The sequence below is a fragment of the Methylopila capsulata genome (assembly GCF_016907975.1).
Classification (GTDB): domain Bacteria; phylum Pseudomonadota; class Alphaproteobacteria; order Rhizobiales; family Methylopilaceae; genus Methylopila; species Methylopila capsulata.
Genome location: NZ_JAFBCY010000003.1, coordinates 831821 through 851947, shown reverse-complemented (window position 1 = coordinate 851947; position 20127 = coordinate 831821). Strand labels below are relative to the sequence as shown.

Annotated in this window: 21 protein-coding genes; 7 read left to right on the top strand and 14 right to left on the bottom strand. The window is 71.2% G+C overall.

Going from position 1 to position 20127, the window contains the following annotated elements:
- Positions 1-170 precede the first annotated feature (170 nt).
- The 5 genes from JOD31_RS15220 to JOD31_RS15200 all read right to left on the bottom strand — a co-directional run bounded on the left by JOD31_RS15220 (position 171) and on the right by JOD31_RS15200 (position 3548).
- On the bottom strand, positions 171-1094 hold the full coding sequence (locus tag JOD31_RS15220) for a metal ABC transporter solute-binding protein, Zn/Mn family (protein WP_204951268.1): 924 nt from the start codon (positions 1092-1094) through the stop codon (positions 171-173).
- Positions 1095-1124: 30 nt separating this feature from the next.
- The gene (locus JOD31_RS15215; RefSeq protein WP_204951267.1) at positions 1125-2000 is read right to left on the bottom strand and encodes a metal ABC transporter permease; all 876 of its coding nucleotides are present in this window, start codon (positions 1998-2000) and stop codon (positions 1125-1127) included.
- Positions 2001-2004: 4 nt separating this feature from the next.
- Positions 2005-2745: a metal ABC transporter ATP-binding protein gene (locus JOD31_RS15210; protein WP_204951266.1), complete on the bottom strand. Its 741-nt coding sequence runs from the start codon at positions 2743-2745 to the stop codon at positions 2005-2007.
- Positions 2742-2960, bottom strand: a complete 219-nt coding sequence (locus tag JOD31_RS15205) for a hypothetical protein (RefSeq protein WP_204951265.1) — start codon at positions 2958-2960, stop codon at positions 2742-2744. Before JOD31_RS15205 ends, JOD31_RS15210 begins: the two co-directional genes overlap by 4 nt.
- A 339-nt stretch (positions 2961-3299) precedes the next feature.
- Complete coding sequence (locus tag JOD31_RS15200; RefSeq protein ID WP_204951264.1) at positions 3300-3548, bottom strand: hypothetical protein; 249 nt, start codon at positions 3546-3548, stop codon at positions 3300-3302.
- Positions 3549-3796: 248 nt separating this feature from the next.
- Here JOD31_RS15200 and JOD31_RS15195 point away from each other — a divergent pair, with 248 nt between their 5' ends.
- Positions 3797-4807: a WD40 repeat domain-containing protein gene (locus JOD31_RS15195; protein ID WP_204951263.1), complete on the top strand. Its 1011-nt coding sequence runs from the start codon at positions 3797-3799 to the stop codon at positions 4805-4807.
- 12 nt (positions 4808-4819) lie between these two features.
- Here the strand turns inward: JOD31_RS15195 and JOD31_RS15190 are convergent, their stop codons facing one another.
- The 3 genes from JOD31_RS15190 to JOD31_RS15180 all read right to left on the bottom strand — a co-directional run bounded on the left by JOD31_RS15190 (position 4820) and on the right by JOD31_RS15180 (position 9391).
- Positions 4820-6403, bottom strand: a complete 1584-nt coding sequence (locus JOD31_RS15190; RefSeq protein WP_204951262.1) for an alpha-amylase family glycosyl hydrolase — start codon at positions 6401-6403, stop codon at positions 4820-4822.
- Between the two features lie 36 nt (positions 6404-6439).
- Entirely contained in the window at positions 6440-8107 is a 1668-nt protein-coding gene (locus tag JOD31_RS15185) for an alpha-amylase family protein (protein ID WP_204951261.1), read from the bottom strand.
- A 69-nt stretch (positions 8108-8176) separates the two neighbouring features.
- Positions 8177-9391, bottom strand: a complete 1215-nt coding sequence (locus JOD31_RS15180; protein ID WP_204951260.1) for an extracellular catalytic domain type 1 short-chain-length polyhydroxyalkanoate depolymerase — start codon at positions 9389-9391, stop codon at positions 8177-8179.
- A gap of 270 nt (positions 9392-9661) precedes the next feature.
- Here JOD31_RS15180 and JOD31_RS15175 point away from each other — a divergent pair, with 270 nt between their 5' ends.
- Positions 9662-9910, top strand: a complete 249-nt coding sequence (locus tag JOD31_RS15175) for a DUF3297 family protein (protein ID WP_204951259.1) — start codon at positions 9662-9664, stop codon at positions 9908-9910.
- Positions 9911-10170: 260 nt separating this feature from the next.
- A complete protein-coding gene (locus JOD31_RS15170) occupies positions 10171-11742 on the top strand; it encodes a phosphoenolpyruvate carboxykinase (RefSeq protein WP_246482546.1) in 1572 nt (523 codons plus the stop codon).
- Positions 11743-11841: 99 nt separating this feature from the next.
- On the opposite strand, the gene JOD31_RS15165 is transcribed toward JOD31_RS15170, so the two are convergent.
- The 4 genes from JOD31_RS15165 to JOD31_RS15155 form a co-directional block, all read right to left on the bottom strand.
- Entirely contained in the window at positions 11842-12300 is a 459-nt protein-coding gene (locus JOD31_RS15165; protein WP_204951257.1) for a GNAT family N-acetyltransferase, read from the bottom strand.
- A gap of 199 nt (positions 12301-12499) precedes the next feature.
- Positions 12500-13909, bottom strand: coding sequence for a 3-isopropylmalate dehydratase large subunit (leuC, locus tag JOD31_RS15160; RefSeq protein ID WP_204951256.1), 1410 nt, complete (start codon positions 13907-13909; stop codon positions 12500-12502).
- A 71-nt stretch (positions 13910-13980) separates the two neighbouring features.
- The gene (locus tag JOD31_RS19665) at positions 13981-14109 is read right to left on the bottom strand and encodes a hypothetical protein (protein ID WP_020186671.1); all 129 of its coding nucleotides are present in this window, start codon (positions 14107-14109) and stop codon (positions 13981-13983) included.
- Positions 14110-14187: 78 nt separating this feature from the next.
- A complete protein-coding gene (locus JOD31_RS15155; protein WP_204951255.1) occupies positions 14188-14541 on the bottom strand; it encodes a hypothetical protein in 354 nt (117 codons plus the stop codon).
- A gap of 218 nt (positions 14542-14759) precedes the next feature.
- Here JOD31_RS15155 and JOD31_RS15150 point away from each other — a divergent pair, with 218 nt between their 5' ends.
- The 3 genes from JOD31_RS15150 to JOD31_RS15140 all read left to right on the top strand — a co-directional run bounded on the left by JOD31_RS15150 (position 14760) and on the right by JOD31_RS15140 (position 18199).
- Positions 14760-16478, top strand: a complete 1719-nt coding sequence (locus JOD31_RS15150; protein ID WP_204951254.1) for a bifunctional diguanylate cyclase/phosphodiesterase — start codon at positions 14760-14762, stop codon at positions 16476-16478.
- A gap of 120 nt (positions 16479-16598) precedes the next feature.
- The gene (locus JOD31_RS15145) at positions 16599-17756 is read left to right on the top strand and encodes a histidine kinase dimerization/phosphoacceptor domain -containing protein (protein ID WP_204951253.1); all 1158 of its coding nucleotides are present in this window, start codon (positions 16599-16601) and stop codon (positions 17754-17756) included.
- Between the two features lie 5 nt (positions 17757-17761).
- Positions 17762-18199, top strand: a complete 438-nt coding sequence (locus JOD31_RS15140; RefSeq protein WP_204951252.1) for a response regulator — start codon at positions 17762-17764, stop codon at positions 18197-18199.
- A gap of 9 nt (positions 18200-18208) precedes the next feature.
- Here the strand turns inward: JOD31_RS15140 and JOD31_RS15135 are convergent, their stop codons facing one another.
- Both JOD31_RS15135 and JOD31_RS15130 read right to left on the bottom strand, forming a co-directional pair.
- On the bottom strand, positions 18209-18628 hold the full coding sequence (locus tag JOD31_RS15135) for a cyclic nucleotide-binding domain-containing protein (protein WP_246482513.1): 420 nt from the start codon (positions 18626-18628) through the stop codon (positions 18209-18211).
- A 49-nt stretch (positions 18629-18677) separates the two neighbouring features.
- The gene (locus JOD31_RS15130) at positions 18678-19364 is read right to left on the bottom strand and encodes a response regulator transcription factor (RefSeq protein WP_204951250.1); all 687 of its coding nucleotides are present in this window, start codon (positions 19362-19364) and stop codon (positions 18678-18680) included.
- Between the two features lie 179 nt (positions 19365-19543).
- Between JOD31_RS15130 and JOD31_RS15125 the strand changes: the two genes are divergently transcribed.
- Positions 19544-20041: a L,D-transpeptidase family protein gene (locus JOD31_RS15125; RefSeq protein ID WP_204951249.1), complete on the top strand. Its 498-nt coding sequence runs from the start codon at positions 19544-19546 to the stop codon at positions 20039-20041.
- The last annotated feature ends 86 nt before the right edge of the window (positions 20042-20127 follow it).

Genomic DNA, 20127 nt, shown 5'->3' with positions numbered 1-20127 from the left:
GCCTCGCCGGCGGCCTATGCCGGCATGATTTCCGGGGTGACGTTGCGCATACGCCGCGTCATGCCCCGGCTCGTCCGGGGCATCCAGTCATCCGCTGGCCGCCGCGGTCCGTCACGAGGCTGGATCCCCCGGACCAGCCGGGGGATGACGAAGAGACCCGCCCGGCAGCCTCAGCTCGACAGCGCGGCCGTCAGCTCGCGGAGGTTCGAGCGCATCATGTCGACGTAAGTTCCCGCCGGACCGTCCGGGCCCGACAGCGCGTCGGAGTAGAGCGTTCCGCCCACCGCAGCCCCGGTCTCCTTGGCGATGCGCTCCACCAGCCGCTTGTCGGTGATGTTCTCGACGAACACCGCCGGGATCTTCTCCGCCTTGATCTGGCGGATGATCTTCGCGACGTCCTTGGCGGAGGCCTCCGCTTCGGTCGAGACGCCCTGCGGCGAGATGATCTCCACGCCGTAGGCCTTGGCGTAATAGCCGAAGGCGTCGTGCGAGGTGATGATCTTGCGGCGCTCCGCCGGAATCTTGGCGAGGCCCGCGCGGATCTCGGCGTCGAGCGCGTCGAGGGTCGCGAGATAGGCGGTCGCGTTCGCCTCGTAGGCCGTCTTGCCCTCGGGATCGGCCGCGATCAGCGCGTCGCGGATGTTCGCCACGTAGAGCTTGGCGTTCGGGACCGACTGCCAGGCGTGCGGGTCGGTGACCTCGTGGCCGTGCCCATGGTCGTGGCCTTTGGCATGGCCGTCGTCCTCGTCCTCCATCGTCTGGGCCGTGACGCCCTTGGAGGCGATCACCACCGTTCCCTTGGCGCCTGAGGATTTCGCGAGCCGGTCGATCCAGCCCTCGAGGCCGAGTCCGTTCTCGAAGATCACGGCGGCGTCCGCCGCCTTCTTGGCGTCGGCCGGGGCCGGCGAGAACACATGGGCGTCGCCGTCGGGGCCGACGAGCGTCTCGACCGTCACGCGGTCGCCGCCGACCTGGCGGACGAGGTCGCCGATGATCGAGAAGGTCGCAAGCGCCTTGACGGGCTCGGCCGCGGCCGGCGTGACGACGAACGCGGCCGTGACCGCGGCGGCGAGGAGAGAGCGCATCCGCATCATGAAAACCTCCGGAAGATGACGTTCGGGCGGTCAGGCCGCCCTGTGGTGGCGCGGCGGCGCGAGCCGCCAGAGCACGCCGCCGGACCAGCCGACGGCGACGGAGACGAGGTAGAGGACGCCGGCCGAGAGGATGATCGCGGGGCCGGTCGGAAGGTCGAAGTGGTAGGAGACGAGGAGGCCGGCGACGCTTGCGAGGCTCGCGACCAGGATCGCGACCGCGAACATCGGCGTCAGCGCGTTCGACCAGAAGCGCGCGGCGGCCGCCGGCAGCATCATGACGCCGACCGCAAGCAGCGTGCCGAGCGCCTGGAACCCGGCGACGAGGTTCAGCACCACGAGACCGAGGAAGATGAAATGGACCGGCCCGCCCGCGCGGCTCACCGAGCGCAGGAAGCCGGGGTCGACGCATTCCAGCACCAGCGGCCGGTAGATCAGCGCGAGCGCGACCAACGTGACGCTGGCGACGCCCGCCAGCAGCAGCATGGCCTGGTCGTCGAGCGCCAGCACCGAGCCGAACAGCACGTGCAGCAGGTCGACGTTCGACCCTTTGAGCGAGACCAGCGTGACGCCGAGCGCGAGCGACAGCAGGTAGAACGAGGCGAGCGCCGCGTCCTCCTTCAGCACGGTGGTGCGGGCGACGAGGCCGGTGAGCAGCGCGACCGAGACGCCCGCGACGAGGCCGCCCAGCGTCATCGCCGGCAGCGACAGGCCGGCCACGAGGAAGCCGACCGCCGCGCCGGGCAGGATAGCGTGGGCCATGGCGTCGCCGGTCAGGCTCATGCGCCTCAGCATCAGGAACACGCCGATCGGCGCCGCGCCGAGCGACAGCGCGAGCGACCCCACCAGCGCCCGCCGCATGAAGGCGAACTCGGCGAAGGGGCCGACGAGGGCGTCGTAGAGGGTCATCGCGTCAGGCCGCGTTCGCGGAGCAGAACGGGGCGGCGTCGTCGAACGCCTCGGTCATGGCGCGGGCCTCGAGCAGGCGCTCCGGCTTTAGCGCCTCCGCGGTCGGCCCCCAGGCCACGGCGCGGCGGGCGAGCAGCAGCGTCTCGGGGAAGGCGCGGCGGACCATGTCCATGTCGTGCAGCACCGCGATCACCGTGCGGCGCTCGGAATGCCAGCGCGCGACTAGCGCCAGCAGGTCCTCGACCGTCTTGGCGTCGATGGCGGCGAAGGGCTCGTCGAGCAGGATGACGGAGGCGTCCTGCAGCAGCAGCCGCGCGAACAGCGCGCGCTGCAACTGGCCGCCGGAGAGCGTGCCGATGGCGCGGCGCTCGAACCCGGTCAGGCCGACGCCGGCGATCGCCTCCGCCACCCGCTCCCGGTCCGCGCGGCCGACGCCGCCGAACAGACCGGTGCGGCGCCAGAGGCCGGTGGCGACGAGGTCGAACACGTCGATCGGGAAGCTGCGGTCGAGCTCGGCGGCCTGGGGCAGGTAGGCGATGTCGCGGGGGCCGAGCGCGCCGCGGTCGATGCGCCCGCCGATCGGCTCGATCGCCCCGACGAGGCCCTTGAGCAGGGTGGACTTGCCGGCGCCGTTCGGTCCGACCACCGCCAGCAGCGCGCCCGGCGCGACGGCGCCGTCGAGGTGGTGCACGGCGGGGTGACGGTCGTAGCCGAGCGTCACGTCCTCGAGCCGGAGCGCGCTCATGCCAGCGCCCAGGCGACGCCGGCCCACAGCACGATCAGCGTCGCGGAGACGCCGCCGAGCCGGGCGAGCGCCGAGGTCCGCAGCAGCGATGCCGCGGGCGCCTGCGCGCGGGGGCCATGGCCGTGCGGCCGCGGGGCATGGTCGTGGCCATGAGAGCCAGGGTCATGCGCGCCGTGAGCGTGGGCGTGATGGTCGTGGGCGTGGGTGGACGTCATGACGAACTCGGTCGGGCGCGGGGAGCGCTCTGCGGCGAATGTTATATCGTAACGTTTTTGCGATGCAAGAGAGCTCTGCCGGCGTCAACCGACGGCGCTGACGTCTTCGGGCGGTAACGGAGAAACGCGGGCATCCCTCCCTCGCCAGAGGGGAGGGTGGACGGGCGAAGCCCGGCCGGGTCGGGTGGGTGGGGGATGAAGCCCCGGGGCGCCGCGGCGCTACGCCCGAGACCACACCCGACCTCGGCCTGTCGGCCGAGGCCACCCTCCCCAAGCTCCGCTCGAGGAGGGATACCCGCGCCTCGTCCTGAATCCGATGAGAGGGGAGGAACCCGTCCCTCAGCCCTGCGTGCGCAGCGGCTCCTGCTTCAGCGCGGCGCGGACGAACTTGACGACGATCCAGACGCCGACGGCGAGGCCGGCCGCTTCGAGCGCGTAGGCGCCGATCTCGCCGAGGCCGAAGAACCCGGCGATCGCCCAGCCGCCGGCGACGGAGGCGGCGATGGTCTGCGTCGCGATCAGCACCGTGGCGCCCGCGAGCGTGACCACGCGCTTGACGTCGAGCGAACCGGCGGAAGCGTCGGGCACGGGCGAAACTCCAGTGTTACGGCGGCGGACCGGCCAGGGACCCGCGCCTTTTAGCATGATCCGCGGACGGGTCGAGAGGCGGACAGCGCGCGCACGGCGACGCGCGGTCTTACTCCAGCGAGGTCCGCGCCTCATCCCCTTCCCAAAGCCCGGCAACCGCCCAGGGCCGCGCCGGCTTGCGAAGCCGCCCCGCGCGCCTGTATGCCTCTCGGTCTTCCCCCTTCGCCCGAAACGGACGCGCGCGCCTCATGTCCATGCCCACCGACGCCGGCTATCCCTCGCTGACCGACCGGCTGACGCCGGTCGAGGCCGGGGCCTATGTCGTCGCCGCGACCTTCCTGGGCGGCGCGGCGGCCTTCGCGCTCGGCGACGGCGCCGTGCTGTTCGTGGGCGACGACGGCGAGCTGCGCGTGCCTGCGCACGACGGCGGCGTGGTGTCGACGGCGGTCGCGCCGAACCTGCTCGTCACCGGCGGCGACGACGGCAAAGTGCTGAAGTTCGCGGCCGGCGACACGCCGGAGCCGGTGGGCGAGGCCAAGGGCTGGATCGACGCGGTCGCGATCGGCCCCGACGGCGCGGTCGCATGGTCGGCCGGCAAAAAGGTGTTCGCGCGCGACGGCAAGGGCGATGTCCGCACGTTCGAGTCGCCCTCCGCCGCCCGCGGCCTCGCCTTCGCGCCGAAGGGCTACCAGCTCGCGGTCTCGCGCTACAACGGCGTCTCGCTCTGGTTTCCGCGCACCGAAGGCGCGCCGAAGGAGCTGACCTGGAAGGGCAGCCACATCGACGTAAGCTTCGCGCCCGACGGCAAGTTCGTCGTGACGACCATGCAGGAGAACGCGCTGCACGGCTGGCGCCTGTCGGATGGGGCGCACATGCGCATGACCGGCTACCCCGGCAAGGTGCGCTCGGTGGACTGGACGTCGGACGGCAAGTGGCTCGCCTCCGCCGGCGCCGACGCCGCCGTCATCTGGCCGTTCCAGTCGAAGGACGGGCCCATGGGCAAGGCCCCGAAGGAGCTCGGCATCCGCCCGGCGCGCGTCTCCCGCGTCGCGGCGCACCCCAAGGCCCCGGTCGTGGCGCTCGGGTACGAGGACGGCTGCATCCTGCTGGCGCGCCTGTCCGACGGCGCGGAGATCCTCGGCCGCGCGCCGGGCGAGGGCGGCCCGGTCACCGCGCTCGGCTGGGACCGCATCGGCTCCCGCATCGCCTTCGGCACCGAGGACGGCAAGGCCGGGATCGTGGCGCTGCCCGAAGGCTGAGCGCCGGCGCTCTCATTCCGCAAAGGCCAGCACCAGCCCCTCGTCGGCGCGAAGCGTCAGCGCCCCCGCGGGCTCCGGCCCCTCGCGGTCGAGATGGGTCGAGAGCAGCGTGCGCGTCGGCGCGCCGGCCTCGAACGTGGCGGGCCTCGGCCCGAGGTTCAGCACGACCAGCAGGCGAGCCTCGCCGTCCCGCCGTTGGTAGGCGAGCAGGTCGCCGTCGGCCGCGACCGTTTCGTAGGCTCCGAGCGCGAGCGCCGGCGTGGCGCGGCGGAGCGCGAGCAGTCGGCGGTGCAGCGCAAGCATGGAGCGGGGATCGGCCGCCTCCGCCGCGACGTCGCGGGTCGCGCCGTCGCCGAGCGGGAGCCAGGGCGTCGCCGCCGAGAAGCCGGCGTTCGGCCCGTCGTCCCAGGGCATCGGCGTCCGGCAGGGGTCGCGCCCGCCGACGCCGGGCTCGCGCAGCGCCCAGGGGTCGCGCAGCGCCTCAGGCGGGACGACGCCGTCCATCAGGCCGATCTCGTCGCCGTAATAGAGCGTCGGCGTCCCGCGCAGCGTCAGCAGCAGCATGGCGGCGACGCGGGCCTGGGCGCGGCCGAGGCGGCTCGCGACCCGCTTCTGGTCGTGGTTGCCGAGCACCCAGTTCGGCCAGCCGCCGGGAGGAAGCGCCCGCTCGTACTCCGCGATCAGCCGCGCGAGGCCGCGCGCGTTCCAGGGGGCAAGGATGAGGTGGAAGTTGAACGGCAGCTGCGCGCCGGTGAGGTCCGGGCCGTAGTAGGCCATCAGCCGCTCGAACGGCAGGTAGAGCTCGCCGATCAGCACGCGGTCGCCGGGGTAGGCGTCGAGCGTCGCGCGCAGCTCCCGCGTCACCTCGATCGCCTCCGGCTGGTCGGCGGAATGGACCTGCAGCAGGCGCGCGATGTCCGGCATGCCGGGGCCGTAGTCGGGGTTCGGCGGGTTGTCGCGGAAGTCGATGTCCTTGATGAGGTGCCACAGCACGTCGACGCGAAAGCCGTCGACGCCGCGGTCGAGCCAGAAGCGCAGCGCGTCGATCATCGCGGCGCGCACCTCGGGGTTTCGCCAGTTCAGGTCGGGCTGCTCGCTCAGGAAGGCGTGGTGGTAGTACTGGCCGGAGGCCTCGTCATAGGTCCAGGCCGGGCCGCCGAAGTTGCTGACCCAGTTGTTCGGAGGCCCGCCGCCGGGGCCGGGGTCGCGCCAGACGTACCAGTCGCGCTTTGGCGCGTGGCGGCCGGATCGGCTGTCCACGAACCAGGGGTGCCGGTCCGAGCTGTGGTTGGGCACGAAGTCGAGGATGAGCTTCAATCCCCGCGCGTGCGCCTCCGCGATCAGGCGGTCGACGTCGGCGAGCGTGCCGAAGATCGGATCGACGCCGCAGTAGTCCGCGACGTCGTAGCCGAAGTCTGCCATCGGGGAGGGGTAGATCGGCGAGATCCAGAGCGCGTCGACGCCGAGCTCCACGAGATGGCCGAGCCGGTTGCGGATTCCTTCCAGGTCGCCGATCCCGTCGCCGTCGGCGTCCTGGAACGAGCGCGGATAGACCTGATAGATCGCCGCGCTCTTCCACCAGGGCGTGTCGGTCATGGATCGGTCCTGGGAGCCGGCGTCAAAACGGGGAGGTCACGCGGCGGCGGTGCGGCGCTGGGTCTCGTCCAGGCGGCCGAGACGGTACCAGCGGTAGCCGTAGGGCTCGAGCGTGACGTGATGGCGGCCGTCGGGGCCGGGACGGCTGTGGTCGGCGGACAGCAGGTTGACCAGATGGTCCGGCTCGCCCTCCGCCCCGCCGCTGCGGAAGGCGACGTCGCAGCCCTCCTCGCCGAAGTTGTGGAGGAACACCGCTGCGTTGCCCCGCCAGTCGTAGCGCATGGCGAGCACGCCCTTCGCGCCCGTACGGAGGATCTGGTACTCGCCCCAGCCGATCTCGGGCGTCTCCTGCCGCATCCGGACGATCCGCTCCAGCCAGTTCAGAAACGAGTTCGGATCGCGCCGCTGCTGCGCCACGTTGACGGACTGATAGCCGTAGCCGCCGCCTGAGATAGCCGGCAAATAAGTCTTTTCAGCTGTGCTGAATCCGCCGTTCTGCTCGTTCGCCCACTGCATCGGCGTGCGCGCGCAGTAGCGCTCGGGCAGGTCGAGGTCGTCGCCCATGGCGATCTCGTCGCCGTAGCGCAGCACGGGCGTGCCCGGCAGGGCGAACATCAGGCTGTAGGCGAGCTCCAGCCGGCGGCGGTCGCCCTTCAGCATGGGGGCCAGACGCCGCCGCACGCCACGGTCGTAGAGCTGCATCGATTTCTCGGGCCCGAAGGCGTCGAACGCGACCTGCCGCTGCTCGTCGGTCAGGCGTCCGAGGTCCAGCTCGTCGTGGTTGCGCAGGAACATGCCCCACTGCGCCGTGGGATAGCCCGGCCGCGTCTCCTTGAGGGCCTTCTCCAGCGGCGCGACGTCCGCGCTCGCCAGCGCATAGAACAGGCGCTGGTTGACCTGGAAGTTGAACATCATCTGCATGCGGTCGCCGTCGTCGCCGAAGTACTTCATGTCGTCTTCGGGCATCACGTTGGCTTCGGCGAGAATGACGCTGTCACCCTTGCGCCACTGCAGGAACTCCCGGAACGAGCGGAGCATGCCGAACTGCTCCTTCGGCGTCGTCACGTCGGCGCCCTTCTCGGCGATCACGAAGGGCACGGCGTCCATGCGGAAGCCGGACACGCCGAGCTGGATCCAGAACCCCATGATCTTGAGGATCTCGGCCTGCACCTCCGGGTGGGCGGTGTTGAGGTCGGGCTGGAACTCATAGAAGCGGTGGAAGTAATAGGCCTTGGCCTCGTCGTCCCGCGTCCAGGTCGTCTTCTGGACGCCGGGGAACACCATGCCCTCGTCGGCGTTCTTCGGCTTGGTCTTCGACCAGACGTACCAGTCGCGGAACGGCGACTTGGGGTCCGCGCGGGCGGACTTGAACCAGGGGTGCTGGTCGGAGGTGTGGTTGACCACGAGGTCGATCAGCACGCGCATGCCACGCTGCTTCGCCGCGTGGGTGAACTCCACGAAGTCGCCGAGCGAGCCGTAGCGCGGGTCGACGTTGTAGTAGTCGGAGACGTCGTAGCCGTCGTCGCGCCCCGGCGAGGGCTGGAACGGCATCAGCCAGACGGCGGTGACGCCGAGGCCGTGGAGGTAGTCGAGCCGGCGCGTCAGGCCGGGGAAGTCGCCGACCCCGTCGCCGTTCGAGTCCATGAAGCTCTCGACCGAGAGACAGTAGACGATGGCGTTCTTGTACCAGAGGTCCGTGATCATTCGCCCGCCCGCGGCCGTCGTCGTCGCCCCATAGTCAACGCGGGGCGGCGACGAGGCGTTCCGGCGGCGTCACTTCATCAGGCCGGCGGCCTTCAGCGCCTTGGCGATGACGCCCTGCACGTCGATGCGGCCGCTCCGCCGGGGCTCGGGCTCCATGCGGCCGGCGAAGCCGCTGCGGGACGGCTTGGCCGTCGGCGTCGCGGCGGCGGGCCGGCGCGCCGACGCGGGGCGAAGCGGCTCGGCGGCGGCGGACGCGTTCGCGGCGGCGGGCTTCCCAGCGTCCTTCTCGGCGGCCTTGGCCGCGGCCTTCGCCGGGGCGAGGCCCCAGAACGCGAGCACGTCGCGGTTGGCCGACACGCCGACGTCCAGCATGAACGGGCCCGGCGTCTCGCCGCGCCGGGCGTCGAGCGCGACGCCGTGGTTCATGCCGGCGACGACGTGCTGTTCGACGACGGCTTCGCCGTCCGGGCCGGTCCAGACCCGGCGGGTGCGCCCGCCCTTGCGCTCGACGGTCGGCTTCGCGCCATGAAGCCCGTGGACGTCGAGCCACTGCTTGACGATCTCGTCGCCGTTGGAGGGAACGACGGTCGAGTCCGCGCCGCCGTGCCAGACGCTGACCTTCGGCCAGGGCCCGCCATGGTCCGAGGCGTCCCGGACGGCGTCGCCCCATTCGCGGGCCGGTCGGGAGGCGCCCTTGTACATGCTCTCGAAGGCCTGCGGCACGGACGACGCCGCCCCGCACGGCAGTCCGGCCATGATCGCGCCGCCCGCGAAGACGTCGGGATAGGCCGCAAGCAGCGCGGAGGTCATCGCGCCGCCGGCCGACAGTCCGGTCACGAACACCCGGCGGCGGTCGAGACCATGCTTGGCGACCATGGTCCCGACCATGGCGCGGATGGAGGCCGCCTCGCCGGCGCCGCGGGCGACGTCCTCGGGGTTGAACCAGTTGAAGCAGCGCTTCGGGTTGTTGCCCGCATGCTGCTCGGGATAGAGCACCGCGAACCCGTGCTCGTCCGCGAGCGCGGTCCAGGCCGCGCTCTGCTCGAAGCTCGCCGCGGTCTGGGTGCAGCCGTGCAGCACCACGACCAGAGCCGATCCGCGCGCGAGGCCCGCGGGCGTGTAGGTCCTCATGACGAGGTCGCCGGGATTGCCGCCGAACTCGGCGACCGTCGCGAGCCGCGCGTCGGCGGGCGCGCTGCCGGCCGCGGACGCGCCGCCGCCGTCGAGCGACCACATCTTCAGGAATGGGTTCAGTTCCGAGGCGAGATCGCCGAAGCGGGCCATGGCGCATCCAGTCTTTTGGCGCAACGATCGGGGACGTCGCCGTCGCTGAGATCAGGTGGGCGCCGCAGGGCACAATTCAATGCTGCGACGCAACATTGAATTGATCGTCCGAGAATGAGGCGAGCCTGCGGCGCGGCCGGCGCAAGGTCGCCGTGCGTCGGCGCCCGCCGCCGAGGCGCTATGGGCGGGCGGAGAACCAGAGAGGCTTGGCCGGGCGGAACGCTGCGCCTATGGTCCGCCGCTTCTCGCAACCTCTCCGGAGCGCCTTCGATGGACGACACGCCGCCCGCCCGCCTCTCGACCGATCCCGACAGCCCGTTCTACGACGCCGAGGCGCTCGAGCGCGGCGTCGGCATCCGCTTCAAGGGCGTCGAGAAGACCAACGTCGAGGAATACTCGGTGAGCGAAGGATGGATCCGCGTCGCCGCCGGCCTCGCGCGCGACCGTTTCGGCAAGCCGATGACGCTGAAGCTCAAGGGCGAGGTCGAGCCCTACTTCCGCGGTCCGACGCCCGCCTGACCCTTGTCGCGGCGCCGAATCGTCTGCTTCTCCTGGCGCAAGGCGTGATATCGTCGCAGGAAAGTCGCGGTCGCGCGGGCCGGAGCGCGGCCTGTGCGACAAAACAGCCGCCGCCGTCACGTTCGCGCCGATTTTCGCTGGTCTCTCCAGCGGGCGCGCAGGAGATGCGGCGCGCGGGGGCAGGCGTGTAGGAGGACGATGTGAGGCAGACCGGAGAGTGGAACCCCGACCATGGCGCGGAGGCCTTCGGCTTCGACGGCCTGGCGGGGGTCAACTGGAACCTGACGGAGGCGGCGCTCGTCGAGCGCGCGATCCGCAGGGGCGAGGCCTCGCTGGCGGCCACCGGCGCGCTGGTCGCCGAAACCGGCTCCCACACCGGCCGCTCGCCCAAGGACAAGTTCATCGTGCGCGACGCCGCGACCGAGAACGAGGTCTGGTGGGACAACGCCGGCGCGCTGACGCCCGAGCAGTTCGACCTTCTCAAGGCCGACTTCATCGCGCATGTCGCGGGCCGCGAACTGTTCGCCCAGGACCTCCACGGCGGCGCGGACCCCTCGAACCGCCTCAAGGTGCGGGTGTTCACCGAATACGCCTGGCACTCGCTGTTCATCCGCACGCTGCTGATCGAGCCCGAGCGCGCCGACCTCGCGCGATTCCGCCCCGACCTCACCATCGTCGACGTCCCGAGCTTCCAGGCCGATCCCGAGCGCCACGGCGTGCGCTCCAAGACGGTGATCGCGATCGACTTCGCCCGCGGCGTCGTGCTCATCGGCGGCACCGCCTATGCGGGCGAGATGAAGAAGTCGGTCTTCACCGCGCTGAACTACCTGCTGCCGAAGCGCAACGTGATGCCGATGCACTGCTCGGCGAACGTCGGCAAGGCCGGCGACGTCGCGGTGTTCTTCGGCCTCTCGGGCACCGGCAAGACCACGCTGTCGGCCGACCCCGAGCGTGCGCTGATCGGCGACGACGAGCATGGCTGGGGGCGCAACGGCGTCTTCAACTTCGAAGGCGGCTGCTACGCCAAGACCATCCGGCTCGACCCTAAGGCCGAGCCGCAGATCGCGGGCGCCATCCGCCGCTTCGGCGCGGTGCTGGAGAACGTCGCGATCGACCCGGTGACCCGCCAGCCGGACTTCGACGACGGGACCCGCACCGAAAACACCCGCGCCGCCTATCCCCTGCGCTTCGTGCGCAACGTCCACGCCAGCGGCCGCGCCGGGCATCCGAAGAACGTGGTGATGCTGACCGCCGACGCCTTCGGCGTGATGCCGCCGATCGCGCGGCTCACGCCGGCGCAGGCCATGCACCACTTCCTCTCCGGCTACACCGCGAAGGTCGCCGGCACCGAGAACGGCGTCAGCGAGCCCCAGGCCACCTTCTCCACCTGCTTCGGCGCGCCCTTCATGCCGCGCCGGCCCGAGGTCTACGGCGAGCTTCTGAAGAGCCTGATCGCCGAGCACGGCGCGGACTGCTGGCTGGTCAACACCGGGTGGACCGGCGGCGGCTACGGCGAGGGCCGGCGCATGCCGATCGCCGCCACCCGCGCGCTGCTTTCGGCGGCGCTCAGCGGCGCGCTGAAGGACGTCGAGACCTACGTCGACCCGACCTTCGGCTTCGCCGTGCCGACCGACGTGCCCGGCGTCGACGCCAAGCTGCTTCGCCCGCGCGACACCTGGAGCGACCCCGCCGCATACGACCGGGCCGCCCGAAGGCTGGCGCGCATGTTCCAGAAGAACTTCGAGGCCTTCAGCGAGGTCGACGCCGAGATCCGCGAGGCCGGTCCGCGCCTCGGCGGCGGCTTCGCCAACGTGGCGGCCGCCGCGGAGTAGCGCCTCCCGGTTTCCGCGCCTCCCGGTTTCCATGAGGGGCGCCCCGTCGCCGGGACCGCCGACGGGTGGTCGATCTCGAGCGCCGCAACCCCAGCCCGCTCACCAGTGCACGGAGCGGTCGATCCGGATGACGTAGTTGCGCCAGGGCGCGCGCTCCGCGAGGCGGTCGTAGAGCGCGGCGGCGGGGTTGCCCTCGGGGACCATCCAGCGCAGGTGCACCCAGCCGAGCGTCTCGCCATGGGCGACGAGCCGCTCCAGCAGCGCCTGCGCCACGCCGCGGCCCCGGCAGGCGGGATCGACGTAGAGGTCGTCGAGCTGGCCGGCGCGGCGGCGGGAGATGGCTTCGGGAAGGTCGTAGTACACCGCGAAGCCCACCAGACGGCCGTCGAGCTCGGCGCCGGCGATCTCCGCCACATGGTCGTCGATCAGGGCGCGGGCGTAGGCCTCGTCCGGCGCCCCCGGCTCCTCGTGCAGCAACGCGGCGGAGTAGGCCGCGAGCAGCGGCGCGAGCCGGGCCACGTCGTCGACGCCGAGGCGCGGGAGGATGCGAAGACTCACAGATGCGCTCCGGTGATGAGAGCCGTTCGCGTGGGGCGGCGCGACCGAAGTTCCGCGCTCTGCAGTCGCCCCGGCCGAAGTGCCGGGGCCCATCACCCCGAACGGCGCAGAAATATCTGGACCGGCATGGGTATGGGTTCCGGGACTTCGCCCGGAACGACGTTGCTTGGCGGACGCCCCGATCGTGCCTGGAGCTCGCTCAGCGCCAGTCGCGGATGTCGACGAAGCGGCCGGCGATCGCCGCCGCCGCCGCCATCGCGGGCGACACCAGATGGGTGCGGCCCTTGAAGCCCTGACGGCCCTCGAAGTTGCGGTTCGAGGTGGAGGCGCAGCGCTCCTCCGGCCGCAGCTTGTCGGGGTTCATCGCGAGGCACATGGAGCAGCCCGGCTCGCGCCATTCGAAGCCGGCGGAGGTGAAGATCTTGTCGAGGCCCTCGGCCTCGGCCTGCTCCTTCACCAGGCCGGAGCCCGGAACCACCATGGCGGCGACGTTGGCGTTGACGGTCTTGCCGGCGACCATCTTGGCGGCCTGCCGCAGGTCTTCGATCCGGCCGTTGGTGCAGGAGCCGATGAACACGCGGTCGAGCGCGATGTCGGTGATCTTGGAGCCGGCGGTCAGGCCCATGTAGGCGAGCGCCCGCTTGATCGCGGCCCGCTTGCCCTCGTCGGACGCGGCGTCCGGATCGGGCACGACGCCGGTGATCGACACCACGTCCTGCGGGCTCGTGCCCCAGGACACGATCGGCGGCAGGTTGGCGCCGTCGAGCCGGATCTCGCGGTCGAAATGCGCGCCCTCGTCGGAGACGAGCGTCTCCCAGTAGCGGCGCGCGGCGTCCCAGGCCTCGCCCTTGGGTGCGCGCTTGCGGCCCTGGACATAGGCGTAGGTGGTCTCGTCCGGCGCGATCATGCCGGCGCGGGCGCCGCCCTCGATCGACATGTTGCAGACCGTCATCCGGCCTTCCATCGACAGCGCGCGGATCGCCTCGCCGGCGTACTCCATCACGTAGCCGGTGCCGCCCGCGGTGCCGATCTCGCCGATGATCGCGAGGATCACGTCCTTGGCGCCCACGCCCTCCGGCAGCTTGCCGTCGACCGTGATGCGCATGTTCTTGGCTTTGGTCTGGATCAGCGTCTGGGTCGCCAGCACGTGCTCGACCTCGGAGGTGCCGATGCCGTGCGCCAGCGCCCCGAAGGCGCCGTGCGTCGAGGTGTGGCTGTCGCCGCAGACGATGGTCGTGCCGGGCAGGGTGAAGCCCTGCTCGGGGCCCACGATGTGGACGACACCCTGCCGCTTGTCGAACTCGTCATAGTACTCGATGCCGAACTCGCGCGTGTTCTCGGCCAGCGCCGCGATCTGGGCGACGCTTTCCGGATCGGGGTTCGGCAGCAGCCGGCTGGTGGTCGGCACGTTGTGGTCGACGACGGCGAGCGTCTTCTCCGGCGCGCGCACCTTGCGGCCCGTCATGCGCAGCCCCTCGAAGGCCTGCGGGCTCGTCACCTCGTGGACGAGGTGGCGGTCGATGTAGAGCAGCACGGAGCCGTCGGGCTGGCGGTCGACGACGTGGTCGTCGAAGATCTTGTCGTACAGGGTCTTGGGAGCGGCGGACATGGTGCGCCTCTAAGCCTTCTGGAATGCGGAACGGAGGTGGCGTCGCGCCGTCGGGCGCGCCGGAGTCGGGGTCAGCCGCGGAGTCGCGTGCTGATCGCCGACAGGCGCGCGTGGAACCGCGACGGCAGCCGCACGTGGTCGGCGAGGCCCGCGAAGGTCTCGGTCGAACGCGCGGCGATGCTGGATCCGTGCCTGCTCATGGCACGTCATATAGGTGAAGTCTTGAACGAGTTGCAAATGCGCTGGAGGCGGCTCCGTCCCCAGCGAAACGCCGCGCCTCAGGCCGTCGCTTCGTAAAGCGCGCCGCTCGGCGTCTCGGCAGGCCGCCGGCCATAGGCCCGCGTCGCGTGGGACGGCTCGGCCCGGCGGCGGGCGCGGGTCTGCGGCAGGCCGAGGACGCCGGCGATGAGCTGGGCGACCAGCGGCGCGAAGGGCCGGCCGAGCGGCGCCGGTCCCGCCCGTTCCCGGTCCGCGGCGGCCTGGGCGGCGAGGTCCGCGTCGGGGCGGTCGGTCGGGGGCGCGGCGTCGGCCGCCGGCTCGACGCGCGGCGAAGGCGAGACCGGATCGACCCCGCGCTTTCGCGCGACGCGGGCGGCCCGGTCGGCTCGGCCTGGTCCGGCGATCATCAGCATCCGCGTCGCCTCCCTGCGCCGAAATGGCGCGTTCGCTCCCTCAAGCCAACGCCCGACCATGCCTCAAAGCATGGAGCCCATCGTTTTTTGCGCTCCGCAACCTAAAATTTAACTTAATGTTAACCACAGGCGCCGTCGGCAATCGGCGACGGATAAGTTAAGAGCGAAGCTGGTAAATTCCAAGCCGGCGATTCCAGTTCCTGCGCCCGGGGGCGACCATGACGACGCACATCGGCGCGGGAGGCGCGACCAGCTTTGGCCGCCTCGCGGTCGACGACATTCTCGTGGCCGTGGGCGAGGCCGTCTATGTGTGGGACGTGCAATCCGACCGGCTGCAGTGGATCGGCGATCCGCACGGTCTGCTCGAACTCCCGGCCGCGACGCTCCTCGACAGCGAGACCGCCTTCTCATCCCTGTTCGATCCCGAGGCGCTGACCACCCGTCGCGAGGCCGTGTTCGGCTCCGCGACCACGGACAGCGGCCAGGGCGTGCCGTTCGAGGTGGACTATCCGCTGCTCCGCGGCGGGCGCGCGCAGCGCCTCTGGATCCAGGACCGGGGCCGCTGGCGCGCGGGAGCCGACGGCCGGCCGGCGGAAGTCGTCGGCGTCATCCGCCGTCTCGGCGCCCATCACGAGCGCGCCGAGCAGGCCGCCTCGCTCGCCCGCTTCGACCCGCTCACAGGTCTGCTCGCGCGGCCGCGTCTCATGGAGATCGCCGCCAGCGCCCTTGCGGCGGGCGCGCGGATGCAGACCTCGACCTCCTTCGTCCTGGTCTCCGTGGTGAACCTCGGCGGCGTCAACGACGCTTATGGCTTCGACGTGGGCGACCGCGTGCTGGTCGCCGTCGCCCGCCGGCTTCGGGGCGCCATGCGCGGCGGCGACAGCCTGGGCCGGTTCTCCACTTCGACCTTCGGCCTCGTGCTGCAGGAGTGCGACGCCGCGGACCTGCAGGTCGTGGGACGACGGCTGATCGCGGCGGTGCACGACGAGCCGATCGATTCCAGCGCGGGCGCCATCGCCGTGCGCGTCGCGATCGGCGGGGTGGTCGCGCCGCGTCACGCCCGGGACGGCGCCGAGTTCATCGCCCGCGCACGCACGGCGCTCGCCCGCGCGAGCGGGTCCGCGACCGGATTCCAGATCTACGCGCCGGATCCCGAGCGGGAAGCGCGGCGCCGGGCCGATCTGCGCCTCGCCGACGAGCTGGTCGCCGCGATGAGCAGCCGCCGGGTGGCGCTGGCCTACCAGCCGGTGTTCCGCGCGGGCGCGCGCGACCCGGTGTGGAGCGAGGCGCTGCTGCGGATCACCACCGAGACCGGCGAGGTCGTCTCCGGCGGCGCCTACGTGCAGGCGGCGGAAGAGCTGAAGATCGTGCACATGCTCGATCACCGGGTGCTGGACCTCGCGGTCCGGCGGCTCGCCGAAAAGCCGCAGATCCACCTCGCGGTGAACATCTCGGCCTCGACCACCAACGACGAGAGCTGGCTGGCGGCGCTGACCTCGTGGTTCACCCTGCGCCCGGACCTCGCGTCGCGGCTGATGGTCGAGATCACCGAGACGGCCGCCATCGCCGACCTCGCCGTCACGGGGCGCTTCGTCGCGCAGCTCCGGGCGTTCGGCGTCCGCGTCGCGATCGACGACTTCGGCACCGGGCACACCTCGTTCAAGGCGTTGCGCGAGCTGGGCGTCGATCTCGTCAAGATCGACGGGTCCTTCGTGCGGGATCTCGGGACCTCGGCGGACAGCGCCGCCTTCGTCCGCGCCCTGCTGGCGCTCGCCCGGGAGCTTGGGCTGGAGACCGTCGCGGAGCAGGTCGAAACCGAGGAGGTGGCGGAGCTGCTGACCGCCTGGGGCGCCACCTATCTGCAGGGCGACCTGCTTGCGCGGCCCGCTCTGGAGCCGCCGGCCGACGGCTCGGACGACGGGTCGCCATCCAAATAGGCGAACCAATCGTATGGGTTAAGCGTTTCCGGACGTCTTCTCCCCGCGGCGCTCCCGTCGCGCTTCCGATTTCGATCCGCTGGACGCCCGGTTCAGCGCACCGACGCTTCGCGAGTTTGCATGACCGACGATCGCAATGCATCGCTGCGGGAGGCGCAGCGCCTCGAGGACCAGCACGATTCGAGCGATCCCTACGGGGCCGCGATCCGCGCGACCCGCATGCCGATCGTGATCACCGACGCGCTGCAGCCGGACAACCCCATCGTCTTCGCAAACGACGCGTTTCTGCAGCTGACGGGCTATCCCCGCCACGAGGTGATCGGCAGGAACTGTCGGTTCCTGCAGGGACCGGAGACCGACCGTGGCGAAGTCCGGCGCATCGGCGACGCGATCGACGCCGGTGAGGCGGTGGTGGCCGAGATCAAGAACTACCGGAAGACCGGCGAGCCGTTCTGGAACGCGCTCTACGTCAGCCCCGTGTTCAGCCCGGCGGGCGAGATCACGCATTTCTTCGCGTCGCAGCTCGACGTCACCCAGAAGATCCAGTCCGCGTCCGATCTGCGCGACGCCAACACCGCGCTCAGCCAGGCCAAGGCCATGGCCGAGAAGCTCGTGGAGGAGCGCACCCGCGACCTGCGCTATGCGCTGGAGCAGAAGACGCTGCTGCTGCACGAGGTCGACCACCGGGTGAAGAACAACCTGCAGCTGATCGCCTCGCTGATCCTGCTGCAGACCCGGCGCATCCCGGACCCCGACGTCCGGCGCACGCTGCGCTCCATGCTCGACCGCGTGAGCGCGCTCGCGACGGTGCACCGCAAGCTCTACCAGTCCGACGACGTTGGCGTGTTCGACGTCGCGGCCTTCATCCGCGACATCGCGACGGAGCTCGTCGGCTCGACCGGGCGCGACGACCTTGCGCTCGACCTCGACCTCGAGACCGTCGTCATCAAGGCCAACCGCGCCGCGCCGGTGGCGCTCGTCGTGAACGAGCTTTTGACCAACGCCCTCAAGCACGCCTTCCCCGATGGACGCCCGGGCCGGATACGGGTCGCCGCCAAGCCGGACGGCCAGAACTTCGTCATCGAGGTGGAGGACGACGGCGTCGGCGGCGCAGGGGCGTTCGAGGACGAAAAGATCGGTTTCGGCCAGAGCCTCGTCGACTTGCTCAGCCGGCAGTTGTCCGCCACGGTCGAACGGCGCGACGGCGATCCCGGCCTCGCCGCCCGGGTCACCATCCCCATCCATCCGCACCGGGCGGTCGAGGGCGCAGAAGGATAAGGCCCTTGCGCATTCTGGTCGTCGAGGACGAAGCCCTGCTCGCGGCCGAGCTCGAGTTCATGATCGAGGACGCGGGCCTGACGCCGAGCGGCTTCGCGCTCGACAGCGCGGAGGCCCGCGCGCTGCTGGAAGCCTCGCCGCCTGACATGGCGCTCGTGGACGTCCACCTGCTCGACGGGCCGACCGGCGTCGATGTCGCCCGCGAGGCGGCGCTGACCCATGGCGTCGTCGCGGTGTTCATGACCGCCAACCGCAAGCGCATCCCCGAGGATTTCGCCGGCGCCTGCGGGGCGATCTCGAAGCCCTACACCTCCTGGGGCATGACCGCGGCGCTGCGGTTCATCGCGGGCTGCGTCCGGGAGGGCAGGGCGCCGGGACCGGCTCCGGCGAGCCTGGAGCTCGCGCCGGACTGGGCGCAGCGCTGGTCCGTGGCGGCGGAGTAGGCGGAGGCCTCAGCGCCCGCGGAGCGTCGATTCGATCGCGCGCAGGTCGGTGGCGTTTTGGGTCATGCGCGCGGCCAGACGGGCGCGCAGCTTGGCGGTGACGGCGGGGTATTCGTTCAGCAGGCGGCCGAACAGGCTCCGCGCGATGCGGTAGACCTCGCTCCGCTCGGCGGCCTCGGCGGTGGCGGGGCGGCGGGTGTCGCACAGCAGCGCCAGCTCGCCGACGAGCGCGCCAGGCCCCGCGAGGTAGGTCTGCCCGCCGCGCCGCGTGAGCGTGATCGCGCCGGAGACGACCACGAAGCCCGTGTCCGCCTCCTCGCCCTGCCGGAACAGGATGTCGCCCTCGCCGAGGCTCAGCCGGTCGGCCGAGAACGCAATCAGCCGCAGCGCGTCCACGCCCAGTTCGTCGAGCAGCGGCGTGCGGCTCAACGTCCGAATGTCGTCCTCAAGCGACAAGCCGCCCCCGCTGATTCCCTGTTTAAGGAACCAGCTTATAGCCTCCGGCTTCCGTGACCAGCAGACGTGCGTTCGAAGGATCGGCCTCGATCTTTTGGCGCAGGCGATAGACGTGGGTCTCGAGCGTGTGCGTGGTCACGCCGGAGTTGTAGCCCCAGACCTCCTGCAGCAGCGTCTCGCGCCCGACGACGGAGGCGCCGGAGCGGTAGAGAAAGCGCAGGATCGCCGTTTCCTTCTCGGTCAGGCGGATCTTGGCGTTCTTCTCCGTCATCAGCATCTTGGCGCCGGGCTTGAACGTGTAGGGTCCGATCGTGAAGATCGCGTCCTCGCTCGCCTCGTGGCTGCGGAGCTGCGCGCGGATGCGGGCGAGCAGCACCGCGAACCGCACCGGCTTCGCCACGTAGTCGTTGGCGCCGGCCTCGAGCCCGAGAATCGTGTCGGCGTCGGAGTCCTGTCCCGTCAGCATGATGACCGGGCCGCGGTAGCCGTCGCGGCGCATCATCTTGACCGCCTCGCGGCCGTCCATGTCCGGCAGGCCGACGTCCATCAGCACGAGGTCGACGTGGTCCCCGCGGATCTTGGCGACGCCCTCGGTCGCGACGGCTGCGGAATCCGCGTCGAATTCGTCCAGCAGGTTGAGCTGCTCGACGATCTCCCCGCGGAGGTCGGCGTCGTCGTCGACGACAAGGATCTTGCGCTTCGTGGCCATTCGGACGTCTTCTCCGGCTGCGGCGGGCGCCGCGTCGTTCGTCGTCCCACCTAGTGCGCGCCCCCCGTCCTCGACAAGGCGCCGGGACGCGTCTTCAGGAGGCGTTGCGGCTAGGAATGCAGAGTTTCCTCCCGGTTCTCAAGGTTCGAGCGGCGCCAGGACACCCCGCGCGCGGATGTGTGATCGCCGGACAGGCCCGTTTTCCCTGCGCGCTCGGCCCGGCCGGGATCGCTTTGGCGAAGCGGGAAGGCGACGGCGTCACGCCGCGCGGGACCTTCGCCATCCGGCGGCTGTGGCGCCGCGCCGACCGCACGCCGCGGCCGCCCACCGGCCTTCCCGTACGCGCGACCCGGCCCGACGACGGCTGGTGCGACGCCGTCGGGCATCGCCGCTACAACCGACGGGTAAAGCTGCCGTTTCCAGCCTCGCACGAAAGGATGTGGCGCGACGACAGGCTCTACGACCTGGTGTTCGAGCTCGGCTGGAACGACCGTCCGGTGCGCGCCGGGCGCGGCAGCGCGATCTTCCTGCACGCCGCGCGTGCCGGCTTCACGCCGACCGCCGGCTGCGTCGCGCTGGCGCCCGCCGTGCTGAAGCGGCTCGCCGGCCGCATCGGTCCCCGCACCGTGATCGAGATCGGTCGCCCGGTTCCGCGGCCCCGACGGCGCGCCATCTGACGAAGATGTCAGAATCCAAAGGCGCTCTCGAACTTGTGCGCCTAGGGCCCATCCCCATATCATCGACGGCAATACGTGGCGCCGAT

Bases quoted from the DNA above. Each gene is read 5' to 3' on its own strand.
- JOD31_RS15220 (WP_204951268.1), bottom strand. From the start codon at position 1,094: ATGATGCGGATGCGCTCTCTCCTCGCCGCCGCGGTCACGGCCGCGTTC.
- JOD31_RS15215 (WP_204951267.1), bottom strand. From the start codon at position 2,000: ATGACCCTCTACGACGCCCTCGTCGGCCCCTTCGCCGAGTTCGCCTTC.
- JOD31_RS15210 (WP_204951266.1), bottom strand. From the start codon at position 2,745: ATGAGCGCGCTCCGGCTCGAGGACGTGACGCTCGGCTACGACCGTCAC.
- JOD31_RS15205 (WP_204951265.1), bottom strand. From the start codon at position 2,960: ATGACGTCCACCCACGCCCACGACCATCACGCCCACGCTCACGGCGCG.
- JOD31_RS15195 (WP_204951263.1), top strand. From the start codon at position 3,797: ATGTCCATGCCCACCGACGCCGGCTATCCCTCGCTGACCGACCGGCTG.
- JOD31_RS15190 (WP_204951262.1), bottom strand. From the start codon at position 6,403: ATGACCGACACGCCCTGGTGGAAGAGCGCGGCGATCTATCAGGTCTAT.
- JOD31_RS15185 (WP_204951261.1), bottom strand. From the start codon at position 8,107: ATGATCACGGACCTCTGGTACAAGAACGCCATCGTCTACTGTCTCTCG.
- JOD31_RS15180 (WP_204951260.1), bottom strand. From the start codon at position 9,391: ATGGCCCGCTTCGGCGATCTCGCCTCGGAACTGAACCCATTCCTGAAG.
- JOD31_RS15175 (WP_204951259.1), top strand. From the start codon at position 9,662: ATGGACGACACGCCGCCCGCCCGCCTCTCGACCGATCCCGACAGCCCG.
- leuC (WP_204951256.1), bottom strand. From the start codon at position 13,909: ATGTCCGCCGCTCCCAAGACCCTGTACGACAAGATCTTCGACGACCAC.
- JOD31_RS19665 (WP_020186671.1), bottom strand. From the start codon at position 14,109: ATGAGCAGGCACGGATCCAGCATCGCCGCGCGTTCGACCGAGACCTTC.
- JOD31_RS15155 (WP_204951255.1), bottom strand. From the start codon at position 14,541: ATGCTGATGATCGCCGGACCAGGCCGAGCCGACCGGGCCGCCCGCGTC.
- JOD31_RS15150 (WP_204951254.1), top strand. From the start codon at position 14,760: ATGACGACGCACATCGGCGCGGGAGGCGCGACCAGCTTTGGCCGCCTC.
- JOD31_RS15145 (WP_204951253.1), top strand. From the start codon at position 16,599: ATGACCGACGATCGCAATGCATCGCTGCGGGAGGCGCAGCGCCTCGAG.
- JOD31_RS15130 (WP_204951250.1), bottom strand. From the start codon at position 19,364: ATGGCCACGAAGCGCAAGATCCTTGTCGTCGACGACGACGCCGACCTC.